The sequence below is a fragment of the Stenotrophomonas sp. YJH_SMC_65 genome (genome assembly GCF_059369475.1).
In genome coordinates this window covers 1-25,127 of the sequence record NZ_JCAFSR010000002.1, presented here as the reverse complement: position 1 = coordinate 25,127, position 25,127 = coordinate 1, and the positions used below count along the sequence as shown (strand labels likewise).

Sequence of the window (25,127 nt, the reverse complement as noted above, 5' to 3'; positions counted from 1 at the left end):
CTGAGGTAGCCATGGACAGGGAACGCCCATTCCGCGGCGCGCGTCGCCAGCGCGGCCAGAGTCTCACCGAAGTCGCCGTGCTCTGCGCCGTGCTGGTGCCGATCTTCCTGCTGATCCCGATCCTGGCCAAGTACATCCACGCCCGCCAGGCCACCCAGCAGGCCGCGCGCGCGATCGCCTGGGAAGCCACCGTATCGCCGGACTACAAGCTGCCGGCCAGCGGCCGCCAGCGCGATCTTGCCGTCGACCGCTATTTCGGGCGTGCCAACGATCCCATCGTCAGCCAGGCGCAGACCGGCGCACGCGATGCCGCCGTCGGCGACGTCCTGATGAATACCTTCTCCAACCAGCCGCTGGTGCGGCGCGGTGACCTCGCCCTGGTCTCCTACACCAGCACGTCGGCAGGCGGCATGATGAAGAAGATCGGCGACGTGACCTCGATGTTCGGTTCGTTCCCGCCCAACCGCAACGGCCTGACCCAGGCCCAGCTGCGGTTGGATGTGCAGGATCTGAAAAGTGCCAACGGCAGTGCTGCCGCCTATCTGGAACCCTTCGATTCGCTGGGCCTGAAGCTGCAGGCCACCCATGTGGTGCTGGCCGACCCCTGGAATGCAGCCGGTTCCGGGCTCAAGGCCAACTCGTCACGCTCGGTGATCGCGCAGGTCAAGCCACTGGTGCCATCCCAGCACATGGCGGGCATCGCCAAGGCGTTTGACGGCCTCTCCGGCATCCCGATGATCGGGACGCTGAGCAGGCTTGATCCCGGTTACATCGCGCCCGACGTGGTGCCTGTCGACAAGTTGCCTGCCTATGCGCCGTCGCGTTGACCTGCTGGCGGCACTGGCCGCGCTGCTGTTCGCCTGGCCTGCGCTGGCCGCGTCCTGGCCGGACATTCCCGAGCCCGAGGGCGCGCAGAGCGAGTGGGTGGCCAAGGACATGCTCTACAACGGCCTGCCCATGCGCATCTCGCGCTTCACGTCCGCATTGCCGGTGTCGTCCATCGTCAGCTACTACAACCGCGAATGGCCCGGGCAGACCGTGATCAACGAGGTCGGCGGCAAGACCGTGATCGGCCACGCACACGGCGAGTACTACGTGACCATCGAGGTATCGGCCAAGGGCAGTGGCAGCCAGTCACAGATCGGCATTACACGCCTGCTCAAGCGCAAGCCCGATGCCGCGGCCGGCGCCGATTTCCCGAAACCGTCCGGGACGCAGGTGATCAATGACATCACCTACCTGGACACGCCCGGGCGCAGCCTGTCCATGGAAAGCACGCTGTCTCCGTTCCAGACCGATGCCTTCTATGCCAGCCGCCTCCCTGCGGACGGCTGGAGCCGAAGTTCCGGCCCTGCGGGGTGTTCGATGATCGCGCTGCAGTGCGTTGTCCGCTACAGCAAGGGCAGCCAGGAAATGACCATGACCTTCAACCGGCACGAGCAGGGAACCTCGATTGTCGTCAACCAGTCGCAGCACTGAGACCACCGCCATGAGAAAACGCATTCCCCCGTCCCTACGCCGCCAGCGCGGGGCCGCACTGATCGAGTACGCCGTGGTCGCTTCCGTCGGTGTCCTGGTCCTGGTCGCCGAGCCGAACATCGTGCTCGAGCTGATCGATTCACTGCGCAAGGCGTACCAGGGGTTCACCTACATGCTGTCGATGGGAGTCGTATGAAGGCGCTCCCGCTGAAAGCCAACCGCAACGTCGTCTTCATCATCATCGCCCTCGCGCTCGGCCTGTTCGCGGCCCTGGTCGCCGTGCGCTACGTGCAGAAGGCAGTGAACGAGCGTGCCGCTCCGCCGGTGGAAATGGTGCCGGTAGCCGTGCCCAAGACCGACATGGAGCCGGGCAGCATTGTCACCGTTGCCGACCTTGCAGTGCGCGAAGTCCCCGCCGACCTGCCGCCTGCCGATGCGATCACGCCGGACAATGTGTCCGAGTACAGCGGCCGCATGCTGCGCGCGCCGATCCGCGAAGGTGCACCGCTGGGTGCCAGTGCACTGGTACCGCTGTACGACCAGTTCTCGCGCGTGATCGCCAAGGGCAACGTGGGCTACACCCTCCAGGTGGACGAGACGAACTCGATCTCCGGCATGATTGCTCCCGGAGATCACGTCGACATCCTGCTCACCGTCGAGCAGGAACAGACCGGTGCCCGGGTGCTGCCGCTGCTTGAGGACATCAACGTTCTGGCAACCGGCAACCGCGTCGGCGAAACGCCGGCCTCGGAAGACCAGCAGGGCTATTCGAACATCACTCTGGAACTGACACCGGCACAGGCGCAGCGACTCACGGTCGCCGCCAAGGCGGGTTCGATGCGGGTGATGCTTCGCCAGGTGGAGGATCGTGGTGCGTTCGGCCTCAGTGGCATGACGCAGAGGGAACTGCTCGGCAACGGCACGCAGGGTCGTGCTGGCGTGCAATTCATCATTGGGGGCAAAGGGTCGACGAATGCGCAGCAATAATGGAATCCGCAGCCTCATCGCCGCCACTGCGGCCATCGCTGTTGTCACCTCGCCACTGCTGGCCGTGGCACAGACCACCGGCACCCAGCTGACCCCGGTACCGGTCATGGCCGCACCGCGCCCTGCTGTCCAGGCGCAACCGCAGCCCAACACCAACCATGCACCGGTACCCGGTGGGCAGAGCGCCTTCCCGGCGCCGGTTCCCGATCCCGCCTATCGCACCAGCGCATCGGCCATGCCTGCGGTGCCGCTGCCCACCCGCGCCCGGATCTATGCCGGCCAGGCCGCCGTCTACACGCTGCCCAGCGGGCTCAAGCGCGTGGCCGTCGGTAGTGGCGAGATGCTCGAGGTCACCAACGTCGGCCCGCGCGACCTGATCATGATGGGCATGAAGCCCGGCTCCACCACGGTTCACCTGTGGCTGCAGAACGGCAAGCAGCTGCAGGTGCAGGTGGACATCTCCGAGAACGATGCCGTCAGCCTGGCCGAGACCATCCGTACCCTGCTGGCCGACGTGGAAAAGATCAATGTGCATGCGGTCGCCGACCGTGTGGTCATTACCGGCCAGGACATCAACCCGGGCATCGGCAGCCGCATTGATGCGATCCAGAAGATCTACCCGACGGTGTTGAATTTCACTACTGCCGACCCGGTGGGCATGCGCCCGATGGTGCAGATGGACGTGAAGATCATGGAATTCGACACCAATGCGCTGGAAGAACTCGGCATCCAGTGGGACAACGTCATCCGTGGCCCGGTGGCGGGCATCGTCAAGGATTTCACCAACAACAACTACTACCGCATCAACCCCGAGCAGAGCCCGGCCAACGGCGTGCTGCTGCCGAACAAGCTGCAGGGAACCCAGGCCTTCTTTGGCATCGCCACGCAGATCGGCTCGGCGATCAACCTGATGATGAACAAGGGCAAGGCGTTCCTGCTGGCCTCGCCCCAACTCAGCGCCCGCAGCGGCGGGCAGGCCAAGTTCCTGGCCGGCGGCGAAGTGCCGATCCCGGTTCCGCAGGGCTTCGGCCAGGTCACCGTCGACTACAAGGAATACGGCATCAAGCTCGACATCGAGCCCCTGGTCAACTTCAACCAGGACATCTCCACCCGCATCCTGGCTGAGGTCAGCCGCGTCGATCCGACGGTGACCGTGCAGGGCGTGCCTGGCTTCACCACCCGCCGCACCGAGTCGGAAATCAACGTCCACGCAGGGGAAACCATCGTCATCTCCGGGCTGATCGACTCCAGCGCGCAGCAGGATGCCAAGCGCCTGCCGCTGCTGGGCGATATCCCGATCCTCGGAAAGCTGTTCCGCTCCGATGGCTTCCGTGGCAACCGTACCGAGCTGGTGATGTTCGTTACTCCGCGCGTGGTGACGCCGGGCTCGCAGGAAAACCTCGATGGCCTGGAGCGTGCGCGACAGATCCAGGAGCGCGGCCAGCAGGCCATGCCGCGCCGGAACAAAGATTTCGTGCAGTGACCGGAGCCGTCGCATGTTCAACATCCTCATCGACACACCCAACCGCGACCAGCGACGTGTCCGCTGCCTGCACCGTGAATGCGGGATCGGCCGTGGCGACGGCAACCTGGTGGTGCTGCAGGGCTGGAGCATCGCCCAACGCCATGCGGCGCTGAAGCGCGAGGACCAGGGCATCTTCATCGAGAGCCTGGGAGGCCGCTCGCCGGTACTGGTGAATGGCGAACAGGTCAAAGGCAGCCGTGGCCCGCTCACCAGCCGTGACCGCGTGCAGATCGGCGACTACCTGCTGCAGGTGGTGGACGACGACCCGCCGGCCGAACCCCTCGCCGATGCTGGAAGTTTCAATGCGGGCGCGGCCAACGATGTACCGGTGGACGCCACGCCCGCACCGGCACCCGCACCGGCGCAGCCATCCAGCGAACGCCAGCTGGCGCGGCCGGAGCAGCTGCCGCCGGACATGGCGGTCTATCGTGCAAAGCTGCATGCCTCGCTGGTCAAGCAGATGGACCTGCGCCGGCTTGACGTGCGCAGCATGGACGATGAGTCGCTGCGCAACGCCACGATCAAGCTGATCGATGAGGTGATGCAACGGGAGTTCTCCGAGCTGCCCAAGACGATCAACCCACGCAGGCTGGCCAAGGAGGTGCTCGATGAGGCCATCGGCCTGGGCCCGCTGGAAGACCTGATCGACGATGCGACGGTGACGGAAATCATGGTCAACGCGCACGACCAGATCTTCATTGAACGTGCGGGCCGGATCGAACGGTCCCCCATTGTCTTCACCAGTGACCGCGCGGTGCTGTCAGCCATCGAGCGCATCGTGACGCCCCTCGGTCGCCGCATCGACGAAAGCTCGCCGATGGTCGACGCGCGGCTGAAGGATGGCTCCCGCGTCAACGCCATCATTCCGCCGGTGGCGCTGCGCGGTCCGAGCATCAGCATCCGAAAGTTCGCCAAGCGCAAGCTGGAAGGAAAGGACCTGCTCACCTTCGGTTCGCTCAGCCAGCCGATGCTGGAATTCCTGATCGTTGCGGTGCGCGAACGGCGCAACATCGTCGTCACCGGCGGCACCGGCTCCGGCAAGACCACCCTGCTCAACATCCTTTCCAACTTCATTCCCGATACCGATCGCATCGTCACCATCGAGGACGCGGCCGAACTGAAGCTCGTCCAGCCCAACCTGGTTGCCCTGGAAGCGCGTCCTCCCAACATGGAAGGCAAGGGCCACATTTCCATCCGCGACCTGGTGCGCAACGCGCTGCGCATGCGCCCGGACCGCATCGTGGTCGGCGAGTGCCGCGGCGGCGAAGCACTGGACATGCTGCAGGCCATGAACACCGGCCACGAAGGATCGCTGACCACCGCCCATGCCAACAATCCGCGCGAGGCGCTGTCGCGCCTGGAAGTGATGGTCATGATGTCCGGCATGGAGCTGCCGATGACGGTGGTGCGCGAACAGATCTCGTCGGCAGTGGACCTGATCGTGCACCAGAAGCGCTTCCCCTGCGGTTCGCGCAAGGTCAGCCACATCACTGAGTTGACGGGCATGGAAAGCGGAACCATCCAGCTGCAGGATGTGTTCCTGTTCAAGGCACGCTCCACTGCCGGACGCGATGGCAAGGTGGTGGGCGAGTTCGTCGCGACCGGTGCAGTGCCGGAGTTCTATGAAGAGCTTGCCGAGCGCGGCGTCGCCGTTGACCTGGACATTTTCCGTACCGGGGGACGGCGGAATGAGTGACATCCTGCTGATCGCCCTGCTGTGTTTTGCCTGCGTGACGGGCTCGGTGCTGTTGCTGGCGCGTGCCAGCTCCGGCTTCATGGACCGTTACCGCGCCAACTTCATGGACCAGGCGCGGGTCAATCTGGCCGACATGTTCCTGTTCGTCGACCCGCGCGTGCTGTTCAGGACCAATGTCCTGATGCTGCTGGCGATTCCCGTGCTGCTGTGGATCGTCACCGGCGGCAACCTGCTGCTGCCGATCCTGGCCCTGATCCTGCTGGCCATAGCGCCACGCAAGATCTACCTGTGGCTGAAGCAGCGCCGCCTCGACCAGATCCAGCAGCAGTTGCCCGACGGGCTGCTGATGCTGGCCGGCAGCCTCAAGGCCGGCGTCGGCTTCAATCCTGCGCTGGAAGCACTGGCCCATGACGGCCTGCCTCCGCTGGCCCAGGAGCTGGCACTGGTACTGCGCGAGCAGCACATGGGCGTGCGCACGGAGGAGGCGCTGGACAACTTCGCCGCCCGCGTGCCCATTGCCGACGTGAAGCTGTTCGTGGCCGCCGTCAGCATTTCGCGCGAGGTTGGTGGCAATCTCGCCGAGAGCCTCTCCACGCTCGCCGAAACGCTGCGGCGCAAGCTCATCATGGAAGGCAAGGTCAAGGCACTTACCGCGCAGGGGCGCCTGCAGGGCATCGTCATGGCGATGCTGCCAGCCGGCCTTGTCGGCTTCCTCGTGCTGTTCTATCCAGAAACGATGAACCCCATGTTCCACACCTTCATCGGCTGGTGCGTCATGGCCCTGATCGGGGTACTGGAATACCTCGGCTACCGCATGTGCCGCAAAATCATGACGATCGATATATGAACGCCCTGCTCATCCTGGTCGCACTGCTTGCCGCTGCCGCTGTTGGGCTGCTTGCATTCGCGCTGCGCGGACTGGTGCAGTCGGTCGAGGTGGACCAGCGCAACTACCAGGATCCGCTGCCGCTGCTGCTGCGCATCCTGTGGCCGCTGATTACGGTCGCTACGCGCCTGGCCGGGCCGCGCCTGTCCTCGGCACAGCTGGAGCGCGCGCATCGCAGCCTGCAGTCGGCCGGCCAGGACTTCGTGCTGTCACCGGAAGAACTGTATGGCGCACGGATCGTCTCCGCCGCCGTGGCCAGTACCTTCCTGTTGCTCACCATCATCCTGCTGGGCCGGTTCGGAGTCGGCTCCGTGCTGATGGCCCTGGCATTCGGCGCACCCTTCGGGTGGATGTATCCCACGCTGTGGCTGGGCGAACGGCGGAAAGCGCGCTCCAAGCATGTGATCCGCGACCTGCCTATCTTCCTCGACTTCATCACCATGGCCGTCGAAGCGGGCCTGAACATCACCGGTGCGATCGAACAGTCCGTCGACAAGGGTCCACCCGGTCCGCTGTCACAGGAGTTCTCGCGCATGTTGCGTGATCTGCGCGCCGGCCTTCCGCGTGCCGAAGCGCTGCGGCGCATGTCCGATCGCGCCGACATTTCCCAGGTGACCAGCTTCACCAGCGCCTTGATCCAGGCGGACCGGGTGGGTGCCAGCCTGAGTGACACACTGCGCTCGCAGGCCATGCAGCGCCGCGAAGAGCGCTTCCTTCGCGCCGAGAAGCTGGCCCTGGAAGCGCCGGTGAAGATGATGCTGCCGCTGGTGCTGTTCTTCTTCCCGCTGATCTTCGTCGTCCTGGCCTACTTCATCTTCCTGCAGATGAAGCAGCAGGGCATCCTGTGAGTCCCCGCACATGAGAACCGGCGCCCTGATCCGCGACCACCAGCAGTTGCTCAGCTGCGTCTGGCATGCCGATCGCTGGCACCAGCGGCTGCGCGGCCTGCTGTTGCGCGCGCCACTCCAGCCTGGGCAAGGCCTGCTGATAACCCCCTGCTCGAGCGTGCACACCCTGGCCATGGGGTATCCACTCGACCTGTTGTTCCTGGACCGCGATCAGCGCGCCGTTGGCTGGCGCGAGGCCGTGCGCCCATGGCGCGGCGCCTGGTGCCGCGGCGCCTACTCGACGCTGGAAATGCCGGTGGACAGCCTCAGGCATATTGCTCCGGTGCTGGGCGAGACGTTCCAATGGTGCCCTTCTCCGCCTGCGGCACCGCCATCCACGAGGGCGTTGCAATGAAGCACATCCGCACATCCATCCGCCAGCAGCGGGGGCAATCGCTGATTGAATTCTGCATCGTGGTTCCGGCCTTCGTCTTCCTCATCCTGGTCATCTTCCAGTTCGTCCTGATCTATCGCGCCAAGTCGCTGCTGGATTTCGCCACGCTGCAGGCCGCGCGTGCCGGCGCGGTCAGTGGCGTCAATCATTCCGAGATGCGCAGCGCACTGGAAATGGCAATGGCTCCCCTGTACGCGACCTCGCCGGATGCCGCCGGTGCCGTCGCCGCCCGCGCCAAGGTCGCCCTGCTGTGGAAGAACCCGTTGCTGTCACCGAAGATCGAGGTCATTTCACCCAGCCGCGCGGCGTACAACGAGTTCCGCGAGCGCCAGTTCGATGGGCGCTATGCGCTGCCGAACGACAATCTTGCCTTCCGCGATGCACGTGTCGGCAGCAGCCGCGTCAGCGTGCAGGACGCCAACATCCTCAAGATCAAGGTCACCTATCCGATGCCCCTGATCGTTCCCTTTGCCGACCGGGTGATTGCCGGTCTTTCAGACCTGGTCAGCGAAGGCGACAGCTTCCGCCCGGCCTCGATGCTGATCGAGGACCCGATCACCGGCCATCGCCGCATGCCGATCGAGTCCTACGCGATCGTCCGCATGCAGAGCCCCGTGCATGACAGCAACAACCTGGCGCGCTGACATGCAGGTGCTGCTGGCCAGCCTGTTGATGGCAGCAACCTGGGCCGTCGCCGCACAATCCACAGACGCTGCTGACAACGAACCTCCACAGGCGCGATTGCTGGCACGCGCTTATGGCCTGGGCCCACTCGGTCCAAGCTCGCCTGGTGGTGAGGTCGAGGTCGAGATCCGTTTGCGCGGGCCTGCCATCCGTATTGATTTCCGCGGCGACAATGCGCCCGATGCATGGCTGACCACCCAGGGCCAGCGCGGCCGGGCATGGCTGGTGAGCGAGCGCGGCAACTACACGCTGCCGGTCGCCGACGCCAGTGGTCCCTACTGGTACGATCCTGCCGCCCCATGCCACACGATCGGAGGGCGCTGCTCTCCCGCACCCGGCGAGTTCATCCTGGGTCGCCTCGCTGCCGGCTGGCGCTATGACAATGCGCAGGGCCCTGATGGCACCACCTCCGGCACGTTGTGGATCGATACCCGCACGGGCCTGCTGCTGGGTTACCGCGGACGCACCGGCAACCAGCGTACCGAACGCGGCCTGCGGGTTACCGAGGTCACATTCGATGAGGTGCCGTCGAGCCTGTTCGACCCGCCCGCCGGATTGCGGCGACGCACGCAGGATGCGGCGAACTGAGCGAGGTGGTTGCAGTGCCGCCACCGTGGCGCGGGAGGTCTCACTCCCTCCGCGCCGGTAGATCCACGCAGCGCGTGGATCTACCGCTGGCCCGCCCCCCTTAGAAGCCTACCCGCAGGTTGATCTGCCCGCCGACATCGCGGCGGCCATCACCGTGCTGGCCCTGCACGAACATCGACAGCTGGCTGTTGCGACCCAGGCCGACCGCCACGCCGAGCTGGCTGACCAGCGCATTGCGTGCCATCACCGCGCTGTAGACATCGAAGGCATCGCCACCGACCGCGAAGCGGTTGCGGCTGGCCACATCGGTGTCACCCGATGCATGCTGCCAGCCCAGGCCGACGGTCAGCTGCGCCGGGAAGCGCGCGCCGCTACCCACGTCCCAGCGGCCCCGCACGCCCACTGTGCTGACGTTGAGCGTGTCCTTGCCACCTTCCAGCACCAGTGCGGCACTGCCACCCTGCTCCAGCGCACGATCACTGTCGACCCAGTGCCGGGTGAACTGCACGTACGGCTGCAGTTGGGTCCTGCCATGGGTCCAGGTCCAGCTGCCTTCGACCTGGGCGATGGTCACGTCCGAATCCTGGCGGCTGTACAGGGTCTGGCCCAGCAGAGGCACTTCACGCGTGGTGCGCGTGCGGTAGTCACCGCGCGACACGCTGCCACCGACCGCAAAGCCGTTGTTCCACTGTCCCTGTGCATACAGGCCGAACGTGTTGCCGCGCAGGCGGGCGCGCGAACTGCGATCGTACAGGCGCGTATACAGCCGTTCGTTGCCGGCCGCCGCACCCAGCACCACGTGTTCACCCAGCTGCCAGTCCACACCCGCCATCACCGCATTGCGGTTGGAACGGATCTCATCGCCATTGCCATCGCCATCCTGCTTGAACACCTTGCCGCTACCAGCCAGCCAGGCCGAGGCACGCTCACCACGCACGGTCGGCAGCTCACTGCCCAGGCGCTGGCGGATGCCCTCTTCCAGGTAGTTGTCGTACAGCAGCACCGCGCGGCTGGCCGCGTGCACTTCGCCGGAGAGCTGGTCGAATGCGCTGCGCGCAGTGCTGGCGTCATACAGCAGCACCGTGTTGTACAGGCCCAGCGCCGCGCCACTCTGCGGCAGGCTGTCCAGCGCCGCAGCGGTGTTGTACTGGTTGCGCGTGTTGGCCACGGTGGTGAACGCCGCTGTCTGCGCCACGTCGATCTGCAGGTTGGCGGTGTTGGCGGTGTAGACCGGGGTGATGGTCAGGAAGGCCGACGGCGAGTTCGCCGAGGCGAACTGCCCGCTCACCCCACCGCCCGCGTTGATCACCGTGTACTGCTGGCCCTGCTGGTAGCTGGTGCTCGGCGAGATGGTGTTCACCTTTACGGTGCTGCCACCCACGTTGGCGCTGCCGCCCACCTGTACCGTATCGCTGCCGCTGGCACCCAGATCGATGCCCAGCGTGCTGCCCGGCGACAGGGTCAGGTTGCCACCCACGGTGATCGTGCCGGTGCCATTGCCTGTGCCGCTGCCGTTGCCCGGGCCATTACCCGGCGACAGCACGCCACCACTGGACACCGTCACGCCACCGCCGGTGCCACCAATGGTGCCGGTGCCGGACAGCGTGGTACCGCTGCCGATGGTCCACTGGCCGCCGATGGTGCCGGTGACATTCAGGCCGCCGCCGGTGACCTGGCCGGTACCGTTGAAGCCACCACTGTTGCCGCCGAGGTTCAGGCCACCGGGGCCGGCCTGCACGATGCTGCCGCCGCCGCTGATGCTGCCGCCCAGCGTGGTGGTGCCACCGGTGTTGATCACCAGGCCACCGTTGTTGGTGATGTTGCCGGTGATCGCGCCGCTGGCCCCACCGTTGCCGACCTGCACCGTGCCACCGGCGTTGATGGTGGTGCCACCGGTATAGGTGTTGTTGCCGGTCAGGATCACGGTGCCGGTGCCGGCCTGGGTCAGGCCGCCGCTGCCGCTGATGGTGCCGCCGACGGTGCTGTTGCCACCCACATTGAACACCAGGCTGCCGTTGTTGCTGACGTTGCCGGTGATCGCACCGCTCGCGCCACCGTTGCCGACCTGCAGCGTGCCGCCGGTGTTGATGGTGGTGTCGCCGGTATAGGTGTTGTTGCTGGCCAGGACCACGGTGCCGGTGCCGGCCTGGGTCAGGCCGCCGCTGCCGCTGATGGCGCCGCCGACGGTGCTGTTGCCACCCACGTTGAACACCAGGCTGCCGTTGTTGACGACACTGCCGCCGATCGCACCGGTCGCGCCGCCATTGCCAACCTGCAGCGTGCCACCGGCGTTGATGGTGGTCGGGCCGGTATAGGTGTTGTTGCCGGTCAGGGTCAGCGTGCCGCTGCCGGCCTGGGTCAGGCCGCCACTGCCGCTGATGGTGCCGCCCAGCGTGGTGTTGCCGGCCACGTTGGACAGCAGCGTGCCATTGTTGGTGACATCACCGACGATCGAACCGGTCGCACCGCCATTGCCCAGCTGCAGCGTGCCACCGGCATTGATGGTGGTACCGCCGGTGTAGGTGTTGGTGCCGGTCAGCAGCAACGTACCGCTGCCGGCCTGGGTCAGGCCGCCACTGCCACTGATGGTGCCGCCCAGCGCGGTGTTGCCGGCCACGTTGGAAATCAACGCACCATTGTTGGTGATGTCGCCGGCGATGGCGCCGGTTGTACCGCCATTGCCCACCTGCAGCGTGCCGCCGGCATTGATGGTGGTACCGCCGCTGTAGGTGTTGTTGCCGACCAGGGTCAGCACCCCGCTGCCGGCCTGGGTCAGGCCACCACTGCCACTGATCGCGCCGCCGACGGTGGTGTTGCCCGCGACGTCGAAGACCAGGCTGCCGTTGTTGGCGACATTGCCGGTGATCGCACCGGTGGCACCGCCATTGCCCACCTGCAGCGTGCCACCGGCATTGATGGTGGTACCGCCGGTATAGGTGTTGTTGCCGGTCAGGGTCAGCGTACCGGCACCGGCCTGGGTCAGGCCACCGGTGCCGCTGATGGTGCCGCCCAGCAAGGTGTTGCCGGCCACGTTGGACACCAGCGCACCGTTGTTGGTGATGTCACCGACGATCGCGCCGGTCGCACCGCCATTGCCCACCTGCAGCGTGCCGCCGGCATTAATGGTGGTACCGCCGGTGTAGGTGTTGTTGCCGGTCAGCACCAGCGTGCCACTACCGGCCTGGGTCAGGCCGCCGCTGCCACTGACCACCGCACCCACGGTTGCCGTCGTGCCCAGGTTGTAGACCAGGCTGCCATTGTTGGTGATGTCGCCCAGCACCGAGCCGGTGCTGCCGCCATTGCCGATCTGCAGCGTGCTGCCACCATTGATGGTGGTGCCGCCGGTATAGACGTTGTCGCCGCTCAAGGTCAGCGTGCCGGTGCCGCTCTGCACCAGGCCACCAGTGCCGCTGAGCACACCGCCGAAGGTGGTGCTGCCGTTGTTGCCGCCGGTGGTCAGGGTCGCACCGCCCAGCACCACGCTGGATCCGGTCACGCCGGCCAGGCCACCGATGCTCTGGCTGCCACCGGCACTGATGTCCAACGTGCCGGCACCGGACAGGTTCACCGTGCTGGCACCGGACAGGCTGCCACCGGCCGCCACCGCCAGCGTGCCGCTGTTGATGGTGGTGGTACCGGTGTAGGTGCTGGCGCCGCCCAGGGTGACGGTTGCCGCGCCATCTTTCAGCAGGCCGCCAGCGCCGCTGATCGGGCCATTCAAGGTCAGCGCGTTGCTGCCCGCCAGGGTCAGCGTGCCATTGGCCAGCTGCACGGTGTTGGCCAGGGTCAGCGCGCTGGTGCCGTCCAGGCTGGCGTTGCCGCCCACGGTCAGCGCGCCGGTGCCCAGCGAACCGTCGTTGCCCAGCAGCAGGCCACCGGCATTGAGGGTCACGCCGCCCGTGAAGACGTTGACGCCAGTCAAGCCCTGGATGCCTGCGCCGTTCTTTACCAGGCCACCGGCCCCTCCGATGGTGCCGGCGAACGTGGTATTGCCCACGCCATTGAGGGTCAGCGTGCTGCCGCCCAGCGCAACGGTCGAACCCGCCACGCCTGCCAGCGAACCGATCGCCTGCGCACCACCCGCGCTGATGTCGAAGGTGGTACCGGCATTGGCCAGGTTCACCGCACCGGTCGCCGCCAGGCTGCCACCGGCGCCGATCGCCAGCGTGCCGGCGTTGATGGTGGTACCCCCGGTGAAGGTGTTGGTGCCGGTCAGCGTCTGGGTCCCCGAGCCTTCCTTGATCAGGCCACCCGAGCCGGCCAACGAACCACTGAACGTGCCATTGCTGGCATCACCGATCGTCAGCGTGTTGGCCCCCAGGTTCACCGTACCGTTGCCGACCAGTGTGCCGAACTGCTGCGTGCCGCTGCCCGCCGACAGATCGAAGATCGCACCCGAGGCCAGGTTGACGATGCCACTGGCGTGCAGGCTCGCGCCAGCGCCCAGTGCCAATGTACCGGCGTTGATGTTGGTGCCACCGGTGTAGGTGTTGGTGCCGTTCAGGGTCAGCGTTGCGGCTCCCTCCTTGGTCAGGCTGCCGGTGCCGCTCAGGTTGCCGTTGAGGGTGAGGTTGTTGCTGCCGAGGACGGTCAACGCGTTGTTGAGGGTGAAGTTGTTGGCGAGGGTGACCGCTGTGTTCGAATCGAGCGTCGCAGCGCCTGCGACCGTCACCGCACCGGTGCCTAGCGCAGCATTGTTGCCGACCACCAGGCCGCCGGCGTTGAGCGTTACGCCGCCGCTGAAGGTGCTGCCGCCGTTGAGCGTCTGCACGCCTGCACCGTTCTTGACCAGGCCGCCGTTGCCACTGATCGCACCGCTGAAGGTGCTGTCCACGGTGCCGCCCAGGGTCAGCGTGCTGCCACCCAGCGCCACCGTGCTGCCGGCGACGCCGGCCAGCGAGCCGATGGCCTGGTTGCCCGCCGAAATGTCGAACGTGCCGGCACCGGCCAGGTTCACCGCGCCGGTCGCGGCGAGGCTGCCACCCGCGCCGATCGCCAGCGTGCCGTTGTTGATGGTGGTACCACCGGTGTAGGTGTTGGCACCGCTCAGGGTCACGGTGGCCGCACCGTCCTTGACCAGGCCGCCGGTACCGGAAATCACACCGCCCAGTGTCAGCGCCTGGCTGCCAAGCAGGTCGAGGTTCGCGCCCGCTGCGAGCCCGATGTTGTTGGCCAGGTTGACGCCTGTCGATGCGTCCAGCGTCGCGTTGCCGCCCACTGCCAGCGCACCGCTGCCGAGCGCAGCGTTGTTGCCGACCACCAGGCCACCGCCGTTGAGTGCGACGCCACCACTGAACAGATTGGCGCCTCCCAGTGTGAGGACGCCGGCGCCATTCTTGACCAGGCCACCGGTGCCGGAAATCGCGCCATCGAAGAGGCTGTTGCCCACACCACCGAGTGTCAGCGTCTGTGCACCCAGGCTCACCGTCGAGCCCGCCACGCCGTTCAACGAGCCGATGGTCTGGTTGGCACCTGCGGTGGAGATATCGAAGCCGGTGCCTGCAGCGCTCAGCGTCACCGCGCCGGTGGCTGCAAGGCTGCCGCCCGGACCAATCGCCAGCGTACCGGCAGTGATGAAGGTGCCGCCGGTGTAGGTGTTGGCACCGGTCAGCGTCTCGATGCCCGTACCGACCTTGGTCAGGCCACCCGTGCCTGCGATCGAGCCACTGAAGGTGCCATTGGTGGCGCCGCCGACTTCGATCGAGTTGGCGCCGAGGTTCACCGTACCGTTGCCGACCAGGGTTCCGAACACCTGCGTGCCGCTGCCGGCAGACAGATCCAGCGTGGCACCTGTGGCGAGGTTCACGGTACCGCTCGCCGCCAGGCTGGCACCGGCCCCCAGCGCCAGCGTGCCGGCGTTGATGTTGGTGCCACCGGTATAGCTGTTGATGCCATTCAAGGTCAGCGTCGCGCTGCCGTTCTTGGTCAGGCTGCCGGCACCGGAAAGGACGCCGTTGAGCGTCAGTGCGTTGGTCCCGAGCACGGTCAGCCCGGCGTTGAGCGCGATGTTGTTGGCCAGCGTTGCCAGGCCGGTGGTATCCAGCGTGGCAGCACCGCCGACCGTCAATGCACCGGTGCCCAGCGCCGCGTCATTGCCGAGTACCAGCCCGCCTGCATTGAGGGTCACGCCGCCGCCAAAGGTGTTGGCACCGGACAGCGTCTGTACGCCCGCGCCCACCTTGACCAGCCCCCCGCCGCCACTGATCACGCCGTCGAACGCGGCGTTGCCGGCCGTACCGAACGTCAATGAGTTTCCGCCCAGCGCCAGCGTGCTGCCGCCCAGACCATTGAGTGCGCCGATGGTCTGGCTGCTGCCGGCACCGGAGATATCGAAGCCGGCGCCCGCCCCCAACGTGACGTCACCCGCCGCGGCCAGGCTGCCGCCCGTGCCCAGCGCCAGCGTGCCGGCATTGATGGTGGTACCGCCGGTGTAGGTGTTGGCACCGGACAGCGTCAGCGTGGTAGCGCCGTTCTTGATCAGGCTGCCATTGCCGCCGACCACGCCCGACAGCGTCAGCGCATTGCTGCCCGGCACCGTCAGTGCAACGCCCGAGCCCAGCGTGACCGCATTGCCGAGCGTCACTGCCGCGCCCGCATCCAGCGTGGTGCTGGTATTCACCGCCAGCGCGCCGGTACCAAGCGCACCATCCGCACCGACGACCAAGCCACCACCGTTCAGGGTCAGGCCGCCAGCGAAGGTGTTGGTGTTGTTGAGGGTCAGCAGGCCCGTACCGTTCTTGACCAGGCTGCCATTGCCGGCCACCACGCCACCGAGCGTGACATCGTTGCTGCCGCCCAGCGTCAGCTGCGTGCCCGCACCGAAGTTCACTGCATTGGCCAGGTTCAACGCCACCGTGCTGTCCAGCGTGGTGGTGCCACCGATGCCCAGCGCACCGGTGCCGAGCGCGCTGGCATTGCCGAGGATCAGGCCACCCGCGTTGAGTGCAACACCGCCACTGAAGGTGTTGGCACCGGACAGCGTCTGCACGCCGGTACCCGTCTTGACCAGGCCGCCAGTGCCACCGATCACGCCGGCAAAGCTGCCGTTGCCGGCGCCGCCAAAGGTCAGCGACTGCGCGCCCAGCGCCAGCTGGCTGCCTGCGACGCCGTTGAGTGCGCCAATGGTCTGCGCGGCACCGGCTGCGGAGATGTCCAGCGTCGCACCGGCGCCGGCAAGATCCACCGCACCGGCCGCGGCAAGGCTGCCACCGGCCCCCAGCGCCAGCGTGCCGGCGTTGACGGTGGTGCCACCCCCGAACGTGTTGGCGCCAGACAGCGTGAGGCGCGCCGCGCCATCCTTGATCAGCCCGCCGGCGCCGAACACCGGACCGGTCAGCGTCAGGTCATTGCTGCCCAGCACGGTGAGGTTGGCGCCGGCGGCGAGGCCGAGGGTGTTGCCCACCGAAAGCGCCGCAGTGGCATCCAGCGAAGCGTTGCCGCCCACGTCCAGCTGGCCGGTACCCAGCGCCTGTGCGTTGCCAAGCTGCAGTACGCCCGCGTTGAGCCCGACGCCCCCGCTGAACGTATTGGCGCCGTTCAACGCCAGTGTCGCCGCACCGTTCTTGACCAGCCCGCCGGTGCCGCTGATGACGCCCCCCAGCGACACGTTCTGGCTGCCCAGCAGATCCAGCACCGCACCGGCGCCGAGGTTGACGCTGTTGGCCAGGTCCAGCGCCACCGAACTGTCCAGCGTGGTATTGGCCCCCACCGACAATGCACCGGTGCCCAGCGCGCCGGCATTGCCCAGCAGCAGGCCGCCGCCGTTGACGGTCAGCCCGCCACCGAAGCTGTTGGCGCCATTGAGGGTCAAGGTGGTGGCACCGTTCTTCACCAGCCTGCCCGCACCGGACACCACCCCACCCAGCGTGATCGACTGCGAACCCGGCAGCGACAACGCGGCGCCTGCACCCAGTGCCACGTTGTTGCCCAGGTTCAGCGGCGCACTGCCGTCGAGCGAGACGTTGCCACCGATGCCCAGCGTCCCCGTGCCGAGTGCGCCGCTGTTGCCCAGCAGCAGGGCGCCAGCGTTTGCGTTCAGTCCACCACTGAAGGTGTTGGTACCGTTCAAGGACAGTGTCGCCGCGCCGTTCTTGACCAGGCTGCCGGTGCCCGTGATGTTGCCGGCCAGGGCCAGGTTCTGGCTGCCCGGCAGGGTCAGGGCCGCGCCGAGGTTGATCGCATTGCCCAGGTTCAACGCTGCCGTGGTATCCAGCGAACCGTTGCCGCTGACCGTCAACGCCCCGCTGCCGATCGCACTGCTGTCGCCCAGCAGCAGGCCGCCCGCCGTCAGATTCACGCCGCCACTGAAGGTGTTGGCGCCGCTCAGCGTCTGGATGCCCGTGCCCTGCTTGACCAGGCCGCCGGTACCACCGATCACGCCCGCGAACGTCTGGTTGGTGGCATCACCGAAGGTGAGCGTGCTGCTGCCCAGCGTCACCGTGCTGCCGGCAATACCGGACAGCGCGCCGATGGTCTGGTTGCCGCCGAGCGAGATGTCCAGGTCCGCGCCAACGCCGGCCAGGCTGACCGCACCGCCGGCGGCCAGGCTTCCGCCGCTGCCCACCGCAACCTTGCCGGCATTGATCGCCAGGCCGCCGGTGAAGGTATTCGCGCCACCCAGCGTAAGCGTGGCGGCACCGTTCTTGACCAGGCTGCCGGTGCCACCGATGGCGCCGCCCAGCGTCAATGCGTTCGAGCCCAGCACATTGAGCGAGCCACCCGCGCCCAGCGTGATGCCATTGCCGACCGCAAGCGCCGCGCTGGTGTCGAGCGACACCACGCCATCAACATTCAGCCCACCGGTTCCCAGTGCTCCACCGTTGCCCAGCACCAGGCTGCCGGCATTGAACGCCACGCCGCCGCCGAAGGTGTTGGCGCCATTGAGCGTCAGCGACGACGCACCGCTCTTGACCAGGCCACCGGTGCCACCGATCACGCCGTTGAACGTCAACGCCTGGTTGCCGAGCAGATTGAGGCTGGCACCCGAACCGAGGTTGACCGCGTTGGCCAGTGCAAGCGCCCCCGTGGTTCCATCGAGCGTCACGTTGCCGCCGACACTGAGCGCACCGCTGCCCAGCGCAGCAGCATTGCCCAGCAGCAGGCCGCCGCCGTTGAGTGCCACGCCGCCGCTGAGGTTGTTCACGCCCGACAAGGTCTGCACGCCGGTGCCCAGCTTGACCAGGCCACCCGTGCCTGCGGCGAACGTGCCGCTGTAGCTGGTATCGCCCAGCCCGGCGAGGGTGAGCGTGTGGCTGCCCAGGTTGACCGAACCGCCGAGGCCCGCCAGCGAACCGATGGTCTGGTTGGCGGCCGCCGACAGGTCCAGGGTGGTACCGACGCCGACCGTGATCGCACCGGTGGGTGACAGGCTGCCGCCCGCGCCCAGCGCCAACGCGCCTCCGGCCAGGTTGAAACTGCCGGTCAGCGCATTGGCGCCGTTCAAGGTGAGGGTGCCGGCGCCGCTCTTGGTCAGGTTGCCGGCACCGGAGATCGAACCGTTCAATGACAACGCATTGCTGCCGAGCAGGTTCAGCGAGCCCCCGCCATTGATCACCAGATTGTTGCCCAGGGTGAAGCCCGCCGTCGTATCCAGTGAAGCGCTGCCACCCACGGTCAGGTTGCCGCTGCCCAGTGCACCGGCATTGCCCAGTACCAGGCCGCCGGCATTGAGGTTGACGCCGCCGGAGAACAGGTTTGCGCCGCCGAGAGTAACGATGCCGGTGTTGTTGACCGTCAGCCCGCCAGTACCGGACAGCAAGCCCCCCAGGCTGAACGCATTGGTCCCTGCCAGGGACAGATTGCCACCAAGGCTGAAAGCGTTGGCCAGGTTCAGACCGGCCGTGGCAGAGGCGATGGCACCGCCGTTGGCGGTGAACAGCCCTGTGCCGAAGGAACCGGCATTGTTGAAATTGACCAGGCCATCATTGAGCGTGGTCGTACCTGCACCCGCCCACGCACCCTGCAGGTTCCAGGTGCCGCTGTTGACGGTGAGCTTCTGGAAGTTGAGGTACTGGTTCCAGCCCAGCGTGGTCACCGCTCCGCCGGTGCCGGACCCCGGACCGCTGACGACGTTCTGCAACACCAGCGTGTTGTTGGCCGCACCACTGCCGGTACCGGCGTCGACCGATCCCGCAGCCGCAACCTTTACCCCGGTGACACCGGTAATCACGCCGGCAAGAGCGCTGCCGCCGCCGCTCACAACGCTGGAACCCGACACTGCGGTGAAGGTGTTGCCGCCGGTTGAATCACCCAGGTGAACGCTGCCACTGACCGCCCCCGCATTGAGGAACGTGTTACCGCCAGAAGCACCCAGGCCGACGCGTCCGTCGATGGTGCCTGTGTTGGTCACATTGGCGGCTGCACCACCATAGGTCACCACCGTGGTCGCGTCGGAAACGCTGCCTGCACCGATCAGCGACGTGCTGATCAGGCCGGCGTTGTTGATGGTGGTGGTGCCGTTGACATTCTGTGCCACCAGCGCCTGTCCACCGAAGCCCAGCAGCGTCGCGATGTTGACGACACCCTTGATCTGTCCGCTGGCGTTGTTGTTGACGACGATCGCGCTGTTGTTGGCAGAACCATTGCCGATGACCAGGCCGGGCGAGGCGAGGATGATCGAGCTCGGATCGATCGTGCCATTGTTGTTGACCGTCACGTTGTCGCCGGTCAGCGTTGCTGCGTTGCCGCCGCCTACAATCGGCGGCGTACGCAGCAATGCACCCGCGTCGATGTTCAGCGTGAGGCCGTTGGTCGCGTTGGAGTAGTTGTTGATGCTGGTGGTGCTGTCGCAGTTTACGGTTGTGGTGCCGGTGCACGCTGCGAATGCCGATCCGCTGGCCAGTGTGGCGGCCAAAGCCGCCGCCAGCTGGTGCGCCCGCAATCGCGGCACCCGCCCTGCGCTGACCGCGCTTCCGCCGGGGTTCTGGGCGACCTCCGAAGCAACCTGCATTACCCCAAGGGCACGATTGAAAACCAGACGGTAAATGCGGTTCATCGGTAAATCTCCATGAAAAGACCGGATGGCACAGCTGGCAGGTTTTTTGGAGACAATGCGGCCCACCCCGGCTCCCCGAACGGGAACAAGGCCTGAAGGCATTAACTCCTGAAAATCTTCACATCTTCACGCGATCGCACCCGGGGACAGGTGCGCCAGCGCGTCCGTCAAGGCGAAAACTCCCCGATTTCGCCCGACGAATGGCGGCACTGTGCGACCGACGGTGCCAGCGGCATGTGAATCACGCGCGCTATTTTTATGACGTGCGTCAAATAACGGGGGCGGACAAAATGGTTTTGCCGAAAATGCATATTGCTGCATGTGGCGGAGAATCCATTCCCCGCCATGAGTAAATAAATTCAGCTGCTGGAGAGTTTCATCAGCACCAGGCCGGAAACGATCAACACCGCCGCACCGATCCGCATCGGGCTGACCTGCTCGCCCAGGAACACAATGCCAACCACGAACGCCCCGACCGCGCCGATGCCGGTCCAGATCGTATAGGCGGTTCCCAGCGGCAGGCTGCGCATGGCCACCGCCAGCAACCAGAAGCTGGCGATCATGCCGATGATGGTGACCACGGTGGGGGTGAGCCGGGTGAAGCCTTCGGACTGCTTCATGGACACGGCCCAGACGATTTCCAGCAGGCCGGCAAACAACAGATAGATCCAGGCCATGACGGCCCTCCTCTTGGTAGGGCCAGGCCGTCCTGGTCATTGGTTCCCGATGTGGGGGAGGTCGTTCCTCCTGGCCGGCATTCTAGCAACGGGGGTGGGTACCGGCCGCTGCCGCCGGGAGCGGGTTACAGCCGATTCAGTGCATGAAGCTGGCGTCGATGGGCCCGTCTGCGCTAGAATGCGCGTCTGCCATCGGCCAGCCCGATGTGCAGTCCGGCTGTGGTCTCCGGCGCGCCGCGCGCTGTTTCCCCTGATCCGTGAACTGGCCGCCCACCGGGCGGCCAACGTCTCTATGGTGGCCCCGTCGGCCCCTCGCGACGCTAGGTCGAAAACCCCGCCAGGGCCGGAAGGCAGCAACGGTATCGATCGACGCGGGCGCCGAGGTCAGCCGGCGGGGCCACCGCCTTTTCCGCACTGGGCTCAGATCCCTTTGCATGGCAGAGGGATCTGACCCCGGCTTCGCATTCTTGGCCCGGCATGGCGCCGCGCTACCCTGCCTCGGGCGTGCCCTGGTGGAACACCATGCGCCATCTGTCCCCGTGCCGGCGCCACAGCGAACTGCGCAGCACCCAGTGCTGCAGCTGCCCATCAAGGTGATGGCGGCTGCGGTAGCGCACCTGGGCCAGGTCCTGCGACAGCAGCCAGACGGCGTACTGATCCGATTCGATCTGCACCTGGGCACGCTCCAGCGGAATCTCCACCAGCGCGGCCGCACGGTCGTAGCACTGGCCGGAGCTGCCGATCTCGCTGAAATCCTCATCCAGCAATGCGGCCAGTTGCTCGCGGTCGGCACGCACCTGCGGCGCATGCAGTGCACGCTCCAGCGCCTCCAGCCCGGCAGCCAACGCCGCATCTGCGGGCTGGCCGGTACCGCTCACGGCGGGTCCTGGACCAGCACGTGCGGGGCGGTCGGGCTCGCCAGCGGCACGCACTGCCCCGGCTGCGCCACGCGGTGCCCACGCGCAGCCAGCGCCAGACCATCGGCCGCGCTGGCGTAGTGGTACAGCATCATCCGCGCCTGCAGTTCGGCGCTGTACTCACGCTCCAGATCGTCCACGCCGGTATGCGAGGGATTGCCGTGCAGGCCGCAATCGTGAGCGATCAGTTCGTTGTCACTGGCAAAGCGTGCCAGCATCTCCGGAATCGGCCGGGTATCGCCGCTCCAGGTCAGCGCGCCCTGCAGGCGCAGGCCATAGGCCGTCTCCGGCCAGTGGTGGCGCACCGGAAACACTTCCAGGCGCACGCCCTCGTGCCAGAACGCCTCGCCCACCACGATCAGCTGGAAGGCATCCCAGAAGTTCGCACCGCCCTCGGCCAGCACGTTCGGGTAATCCCCGATGCGCTTGTGCAGCAGCGGCACCACCGTGGCGGGCACGTACAGGCGCACCTTGCCGCGCCGGTGCGCATTGAAGAAGGTATCCACGAACAGGCGCTCGAAGCCGGCCACGTGGTCCAGGTGCACATGGGTGACGAACAGCGCCTGCGGCATCTGCCCGTAGTGCGCCTTGAACGCGGTCAGGCCTTCGCCACCACAATCGATGGTCAGCCATGGGCGCCCATCGCGCTCGATCACCGACATCGGCGACCCCAGCTCGACCGCCGACGCATTGCCGACGCCGAGGAAACGCAACGTCCAGTCCATCAGGTGCCCCGGTTCCAGGCCATGTCATAGGCACGGCGCAGCCGCGCGTAGTCCTTCTGCACGTCTTCCACGCTGCGCTCGCCGCGCAGCTTGATCAGCGAGCGCAGCAGGCGCTTGAGGTTGCGCTCGCGCCAGGCGGTCGCCGGGATGCGGATCACGCCGCGGTCGAAATCGATCAGCCAGCCATGGCCGCTGCCATCGAACAGGATGTTGTGCGCGTTGAGATCGGCATGGTCCAGGCCGGCACGATGGAAACGGGCAATCAGGCGCCCGGTCTCCTCCCAGGGAGCCCCCCGGCCGGCCACCAGTGCGCGGTCGGCCAGCGAGCGCACGCCCTCGATCCGCTCCATCAGGATCGCCGCCCGGTAGCGCAGGCCCTCGCGCATGTAGAAGGCGGCGATCGGCCGTGGCACCGGCAGCTTTTTCTCGCGCAGGGCGCGCATCAGGCGGAATTCGGCGAAGCTGCGGGTCCGGTCCGAGCCGCGCCAGAGGTACTGGTCATGGCTTATACGGGCCGCCATGCCGCCGCGCAGGTAGTGGCGCAGCACGCTGGCACCGAACGGCGCATCGACGAACCAGGCGCTGCCGCGGCCGCCCTCGCCCACCGGCCGGGCCCTGCTGCCCCAGTGCTGGGGCGAGAACAGGCCGATCTCGGCTTGCCGCAGCCGCTCGCGGTCGAACAGAATGGCCCCGATGCCGCGACCCTCGCGGCATGGCGTCAGCGCTTCATTGGCGTCGAATGCGACCATTTCATTGAGTCTAACAACACATGGCATCAGCGTCCTCCTCCTTGTGCCTCCTGCGCCTGTCCGCACTTGGCGATGTCACCCACGTGGTGCCCCTGGTGCGTACCCTGCAGGCCGCGCGCCCGGACACGCCGATCCACTGGATCATCGACAAGGTCGGCCACAAGCTGCTCGACGGCCTGCCCGGCGTCACCTTCCATGCCTACGACAAGAAGAGCGGCATGGCCGGGGTCAAGGAACTGCGCAGGCAGCTGCCGCCGGGGCGCTTCGAAGCGCTGCTGCAGATGCAGGTCGCGTTCCGCGCCAACCTGCTGTCGGCCTTCATTCCGGCCGAGCGCCGCATCGGCTACGACCGCAGCCGCTCGAAGGACCTGCATGGGCTTTTCATCAACGAACGCATTCCCGACCGTCCGGGCATCCATGTGCTCGATGCCATCGGCAGCTTCTGCGAACCGCTGGGCCTGCGCCAGACCGAGGTCAGCTGGGACCTGGCCGTGCCGCAGTCGGCATATGAGTGGGCCGCCGCGCAGTGGCACGACGATGGTCGCCCGGTGCTGATGATCTCGCCGTGCTCCAGCCACGTGCGCCGCAACTGGTACGCCGACCGCTACGCCGCCGTGGCCAACCACGCGGTCACGCGCGGCTGGCAGGTGGTGCTGTGCGGCGGCCGCAGCGAACTTGAGCGCAGCATGGCCGACGCCATCCAGGCACAGCTGCACACGCCGGCGCTGGACCTGGTAGGCAAGGACACGCTGAAGCAGCTGCCCGCCCTGCTGGCCCGCGCCAACCTGGTGATGACGCCCGATTCCGGCCCGATGCACATCGCCAACGCGATGGGCGCCAAGGTGCTGGGCCTGCATGCGGCCAGCAATCCGAACCGCAGCGGCCCGTACTCGGATCGTCGCTATTGCGTGGACCGCTACGACGATGCGGCACGCAAGTACCTCGCCAAGCAGGCCACCGATCTGAAGTGGGGCACCAAGATCGAGTTCGACGATGTGATGGAACTGATCACCGTGGAAGACGGTATCGCTGCCTTCGAACGCTACGTCGCCGACCACCTGGGGTGAGCGGCAGGCCGCCCGGGATTACACGCGCTGCGCGTAATCCTGATAGGACTTCTCCTCCACGTACGCCGAGCCCAGCGCCAGGTTGATCGCCTTCTTGATGCGCGCGCGTTCGTCATTGCGCAGGTACACGCTGCGCGCCAGGTCGATGAAGCCCTGGTCGAACGCCTGCGCCTTCTCCTTCAGCCGGATGTCGTCCTCGATCTCCCACAGCTGCTCGTTGACCACCTTCAGCTCGGCACGCAGCCTGGCGATGTCCTTCACGGCCGCCGGGTGTGCCATCCAGGTCTGCTCCAGCGCCGACAGCTCCCTGCGCACGTTGGCCAGCTTGCCCTCGTCGCTGATGCGCTCGGACTTGATCTGCAGGATCGAAATCTTGTCCAGCAGCTCGCCGAAAGAAACGGGAACGAGGATTTCAGCGGTCATGGGGAAAAGCTCCAGCAGGTGATGCGTACATGGTAACCCGCAGCGTCCGCACGGATATCCCCGGTAGATCCACGTCATGCGTGGATGAGCCTGCCAGCAGGAACAGCATCCACGCACCGCGCGGATCTCAGTGATGCATCTGGAGGACCAAGCCCCTCTGTTGAGGGGCTGCCCCGACAGGGGCGGGGAGAGGCCGGCAAAGGGAGGGGCCCACACGTTGCACAGCAACGTGTGGGGCGACGCGCAGAGCGCGTCGCGTCCCGCGCCAGATCAGTACAGGGTCACTACGGCGTGATTCCCGCCGCGCATCGCACCGCGCGGATCTCCCGTGATGCATCTGGAGGACCAAGCCCCTCTGTTGAGGGGCTGCCCCGACAGGGGCGGGGAGAGGCCGGCAAAGGGAGGGGCCCACGCGTTGCGCAGCAACGTGTGGGGCGACGCGCAGAGCGC

The 25,127-nt window shown here is 66.7% G+C and carries 18 protein-coding genes and 1 other RNA gene; 13 read left to right on the top strand and 6 right to left on the bottom strand.

Translation table 11 applies throughout. From position 1 onward, the window contains the following. Positions 1-11: 11 nt before the first annotated feature. Genes AC5P7A_RS03065 through AC5P7A_RS03015 form a run of 11 tightly spaced genes read left to right on the top strand, consistent with a single transcriptional unit; the run spans position 12 to position 9,126 of the window. Entirely contained in the window at positions 12-827 is an 816-nt protein-coding gene (locus AC5P7A_RS03065) for a TadE/TadG family type IV pilus assembly protein (RefSeq protein ID WP_495219880.1), read from the top strand. Next, a complete protein-coding gene (locus AC5P7A_RS03060) occupies positions 811-1,479 on the top strand; it encodes a hypothetical protein (protein WP_014646172.1) in 669 nt (222 codons plus the stop codon). The genes AC5P7A_RS03065 and AC5P7A_RS03060 overlap by 17 nt, the downstream gene beginning before the upstream one ends. A gap of 10 nt (positions 1,480-1,489) precedes the next feature. Further along, positions 1,490-1,675 (top strand): hypothetical protein, encoded by a 186-nt coding sequence (locus AC5P7A_RS03055; RefSeq protein WP_014646171.1) that lies wholly within the window; start codon positions 1,490-1,492, stop codon positions 1,673-1,675. Continuing rightward, a complete protein-coding gene (gene cpaB, locus AC5P7A_RS03050) occupies positions 1,672-2,466 on the top strand; it encodes a Flp pilus assembly protein CpaB (protein ID WP_014036170.1) in 795 nt (264 codons plus the stop codon). Before AC5P7A_RS03055 ends, cpaB begins: the two co-directional genes overlap by 4 nt. Next, positions 2,453-3,949 (top strand): type II and III secretion system protein family protein, encoded by a 1,497-nt coding sequence (locus AC5P7A_RS03045; RefSeq protein WP_014646170.1) that lies wholly within the window; start codon positions 2,453-2,455, stop codon positions 3,947-3,949. Before cpaB ends, AC5P7A_RS03045 begins: the two co-directional genes overlap by 14 nt. Positions 3,950-3,962: 13 nt before the next feature. Continuing rightward, the gene (locus AC5P7A_RS03040) at positions 3,963-5,687 is read left to right on the top strand and encodes a TadA family conjugal transfer-associated ATPase (RefSeq protein ID WP_111205553.1); all 1,725 of its coding nucleotides are present in this window, start codon (positions 3,963-3,965) and stop codon (positions 5,685-5,687) included. Beyond that, on the top strand, positions 5,680-6,534 hold the full coding sequence (locus AC5P7A_RS03035; RefSeq protein ID WP_014646168.1) for a type II secretion system F family protein: 855 nt from the start codon (positions 5,680-5,682) through the stop codon (positions 6,532-6,534). The genes AC5P7A_RS03040 and AC5P7A_RS03035 overlap by 8 nt, the downstream gene beginning before the upstream one ends. Beyond that, positions 6,531-7,421: a type II secretion system F family protein gene (locus AC5P7A_RS03030; protein ID WP_014646167.1), complete on the top strand. Its 891-nt coding sequence runs from the start codon at positions 6,531-6,533 to the stop codon at positions 7,419-7,421. The genes AC5P7A_RS03035 and AC5P7A_RS03030 overlap by 4 nt, the downstream gene beginning before the upstream one ends. A gap of 10 nt (positions 7,422-7,431) precedes the next feature. Further along, positions 7,432-7,815, top strand: a complete 384-nt coding sequence (locus AC5P7A_RS03025) for a DUF192 domain-containing protein (RefSeq protein WP_032958206.1) — start codon at positions 7,432-7,434, stop codon at positions 7,813-7,815. Beyond that, positions 7,812-8,498 (top strand): TadE/TadG family type IV pilus assembly protein, encoded by a 687-nt coding sequence (locus tag AC5P7A_RS03020; protein WP_032958205.1) that lies wholly within the window; start codon positions 7,812-7,814, stop codon positions 8,496-8,498. The genes AC5P7A_RS03025 and AC5P7A_RS03020 overlap by 4 nt, the downstream gene beginning before the upstream one ends. A 1-nt stretch (position 8,499) precedes the next feature. After that, the gene (locus AC5P7A_RS03015) at positions 8,500-9,126 is read left to right on the top strand and encodes a hypothetical protein (RefSeq protein ID WP_032958203.1); all 627 of its coding nucleotides are present in this window, start codon (positions 8,500-8,502) and stop codon (positions 9,124-9,126) included. A gap of 100 nt (positions 9,127-9,226) precedes the next feature. Here the strand turns inward: AC5P7A_RS03015 and AC5P7A_RS03010 are convergent, their stop codons facing one another. Together AC5P7A_RS03010 and AC5P7A_RS03005 are read right to left on the bottom strand one after the other, a co-directional pair. Then, positions 9,227-20,119: an autotransporter-associated beta strand repeat-containing protein gene (locus tag AC5P7A_RS03010; RefSeq protein ID WP_495219879.1), complete on the bottom strand. Its 10,893-nt coding sequence runs from the start codon at positions 20,117-20,119 to the stop codon at positions 9,227-9,229. 359 nt (positions 20,120-20,478) lie between these two features. Continuing rightward, a complete protein-coding gene (locus AC5P7A_RS03005) occupies positions 20,479-20,796 on the bottom strand; it encodes a DMT family transporter (protein ID WP_005415486.1) in 318 nt (105 codons plus the stop codon). Positions 20,797-21,097: 301 nt separating this feature from the next. Between AC5P7A_RS03005 and ffs the strand changes: the two genes are divergently transcribed. Next, positions 21,098-21,194, top strand: an RNA gene (ffs, locus tag AC5P7A_RS03000) — signal recognition particle sRNA small type. 90 nt (positions 21,195-21,284) lie between these two features. Here ffs and AC5P7A_RS02995 read toward each other — a convergent pair. The 3 genes from AC5P7A_RS02995 to AC5P7A_RS02985 are packed head-to-tail and all read right to left on the bottom strand — an operon-like array spanning position 21,285 to position 23,187. Next, on the bottom strand, positions 21,285-21,674 hold the full coding sequence (locus AC5P7A_RS02995; RefSeq protein ID WP_495219878.1) for a nuclear transport factor 2 family protein: 390 nt from the start codon (positions 21,672-21,674) through the stop codon (positions 21,285-21,287). Further along, positions 21,671-22,438: an MBL fold metallo-hydrolase gene (locus AC5P7A_RS02990; protein ID WP_481442247.1), complete on the bottom strand. Its 768-nt coding sequence runs from the start codon at positions 22,436-22,438 to the stop codon at positions 21,671-21,673. The genes AC5P7A_RS02995 and AC5P7A_RS02990 overlap by 4 nt, the downstream gene beginning before the upstream one ends. Beyond that, positions 22,438-23,187 (bottom strand): 3-deoxy-D-manno-octulosonic acid kinase, encoded by a 750-nt coding sequence (locus AC5P7A_RS02985; protein ID WP_032958195.1) that lies wholly within the window; start codon positions 23,185-23,187, stop codon positions 22,438-22,440. Before AC5P7A_RS02985 ends, AC5P7A_RS02990 begins: the two co-directional genes overlap by 1 nt. A gap of 20 nt (positions 23,188-23,207) precedes the next feature. Here AC5P7A_RS02985 and AC5P7A_RS02980 point away from each other — a divergent pair, with 20 nt between their 5' ends. Beyond that, positions 23,208-24,254: a glycosyltransferase family 9 protein gene (locus AC5P7A_RS02980; protein WP_046429133.1), complete on the top strand. Its 1,047-nt coding sequence runs from the start codon at positions 23,208-23,210 to the stop codon at positions 24,252-24,254. 18 nt (positions 24,255-24,272) lie between these two features. Here AC5P7A_RS02980 and AC5P7A_RS02975 read toward each other — a convergent pair whose 3' ends face one another. Beyond that, positions 24,273-24,677, bottom strand: a complete 405-nt coding sequence (locus AC5P7A_RS02975) for a DUF6165 family protein (RefSeq protein ID WP_014646159.1) — start codon at positions 24,675-24,677, stop codon at positions 24,273-24,275. Between the last annotated feature and the right edge of the window lie 450 nt (positions 24,678-25,127).

Bases quoted from the DNA above. Each gene is read 5' to 3' on its own strand.
- AC5P7A_RS03065 (WP_495219880.1), top strand. From the start codon at position 12: ATGGACAGGGAACGCCCATTCCGCGGCGCGCGTCGCCAGCGCGGCCAG.
- AC5P7A_RS03060 (WP_014646172.1), top strand. From the start codon at position 811: ATGCGCCGTCGCGTTGACCTGCTGGCGGCACTGGCCGCGCTGCTGTTC.
- AC5P7A_RS03055 (WP_014646171.1), top strand. From the start codon at position 1,490: ATGAGAAAACGCATTCCCCCGTCCCTACGCCGCCAGCGCGGGGCCGCA.
- cpaB (WP_014036170.1), top strand. From the start codon at position 1,672: ATGAAGGCGCTCCCGCTGAAAGCCAACCGCAACGTCGTCTTCATCATC.
- AC5P7A_RS03045 (WP_014646170.1), top strand. From the start codon at position 2,453: ATGCGCAGCAATAATGGAATCCGCAGCCTCATCGCCGCCACTGCGGCC.
- AC5P7A_RS03040 (WP_111205553.1), top strand. From the start codon at position 3,963: ATGTTCAACATCCTCATCGACACACCCAACCGCGACCAGCGACGTGTC.
- AC5P7A_RS03035 (WP_014646168.1), top strand. From the start codon at position 5,680: ATGAGTGACATCCTGCTGATCGCCCTGCTGTGTTTTGCCTGCGTGACG.
- AC5P7A_RS03030 (WP_014646167.1), top strand. From the start codon at position 6,531: ATGAACGCCCTGCTCATCCTGGTCGCACTGCTTGCCGCTGCCGCTGTT.
- AC5P7A_RS03025 (WP_032958206.1), top strand. From the start codon at position 7,432: ATGAGAACCGGCGCCCTGATCCGCGACCACCAGCAGTTGCTCAGCTGC.
- AC5P7A_RS03020 (WP_032958205.1), top strand. From the start codon at position 7,812: ATGAAGCACATCCGCACATCCATCCGCCAGCAGCGGGGGCAATCGCTG.
- AC5P7A_RS03015 (WP_032958203.1), top strand. From the start codon at position 8,500: ATGCAGGTGCTGCTGGCCAGCCTGTTGATGGCAGCAACCTGGGCCGTC.
- AC5P7A_RS03010 (WP_495219879.1), bottom strand. From the start codon at position 20,119: ATGAACCGCATTTACCGTCTGGTTTTCAATCGTGCCCTTGGGGTAATG.
- AC5P7A_RS03005 (WP_005415486.1), bottom strand. From the start codon at position 20,796: ATGGCCTGGATCTATCTGTTGTTTGCCGGCCTGCTGGAAATCGTCTGG.
- AC5P7A_RS02990 (WP_481442247.1), bottom strand. From the start codon at position 22,438: ATGGACTGGACGTTGCGTTTCCTCGGCGTCGGCAATGCGTCGGCGGTC.
- AC5P7A_RS02985 (WP_032958195.1), bottom strand. From the start codon at position 23,187: ATGGTCGCATTCGACGCCAATGAAGCGCTGACGCCATGCCGCGAGGGT.
- AC5P7A_RS02980 (WP_046429133.1), top strand. From the start codon at position 23,208: ATGGCATCAGCGTCCTCCTCCTTGTGCCTCCTGCGCCTGTCCGCACTT.
- AC5P7A_RS02975 (WP_014646159.1), bottom strand. From the start codon at position 24,677: ATGACCGCTGAAATCCTCGTTCCCGTTTCTTTCGGCGAGCTGCTGGAC.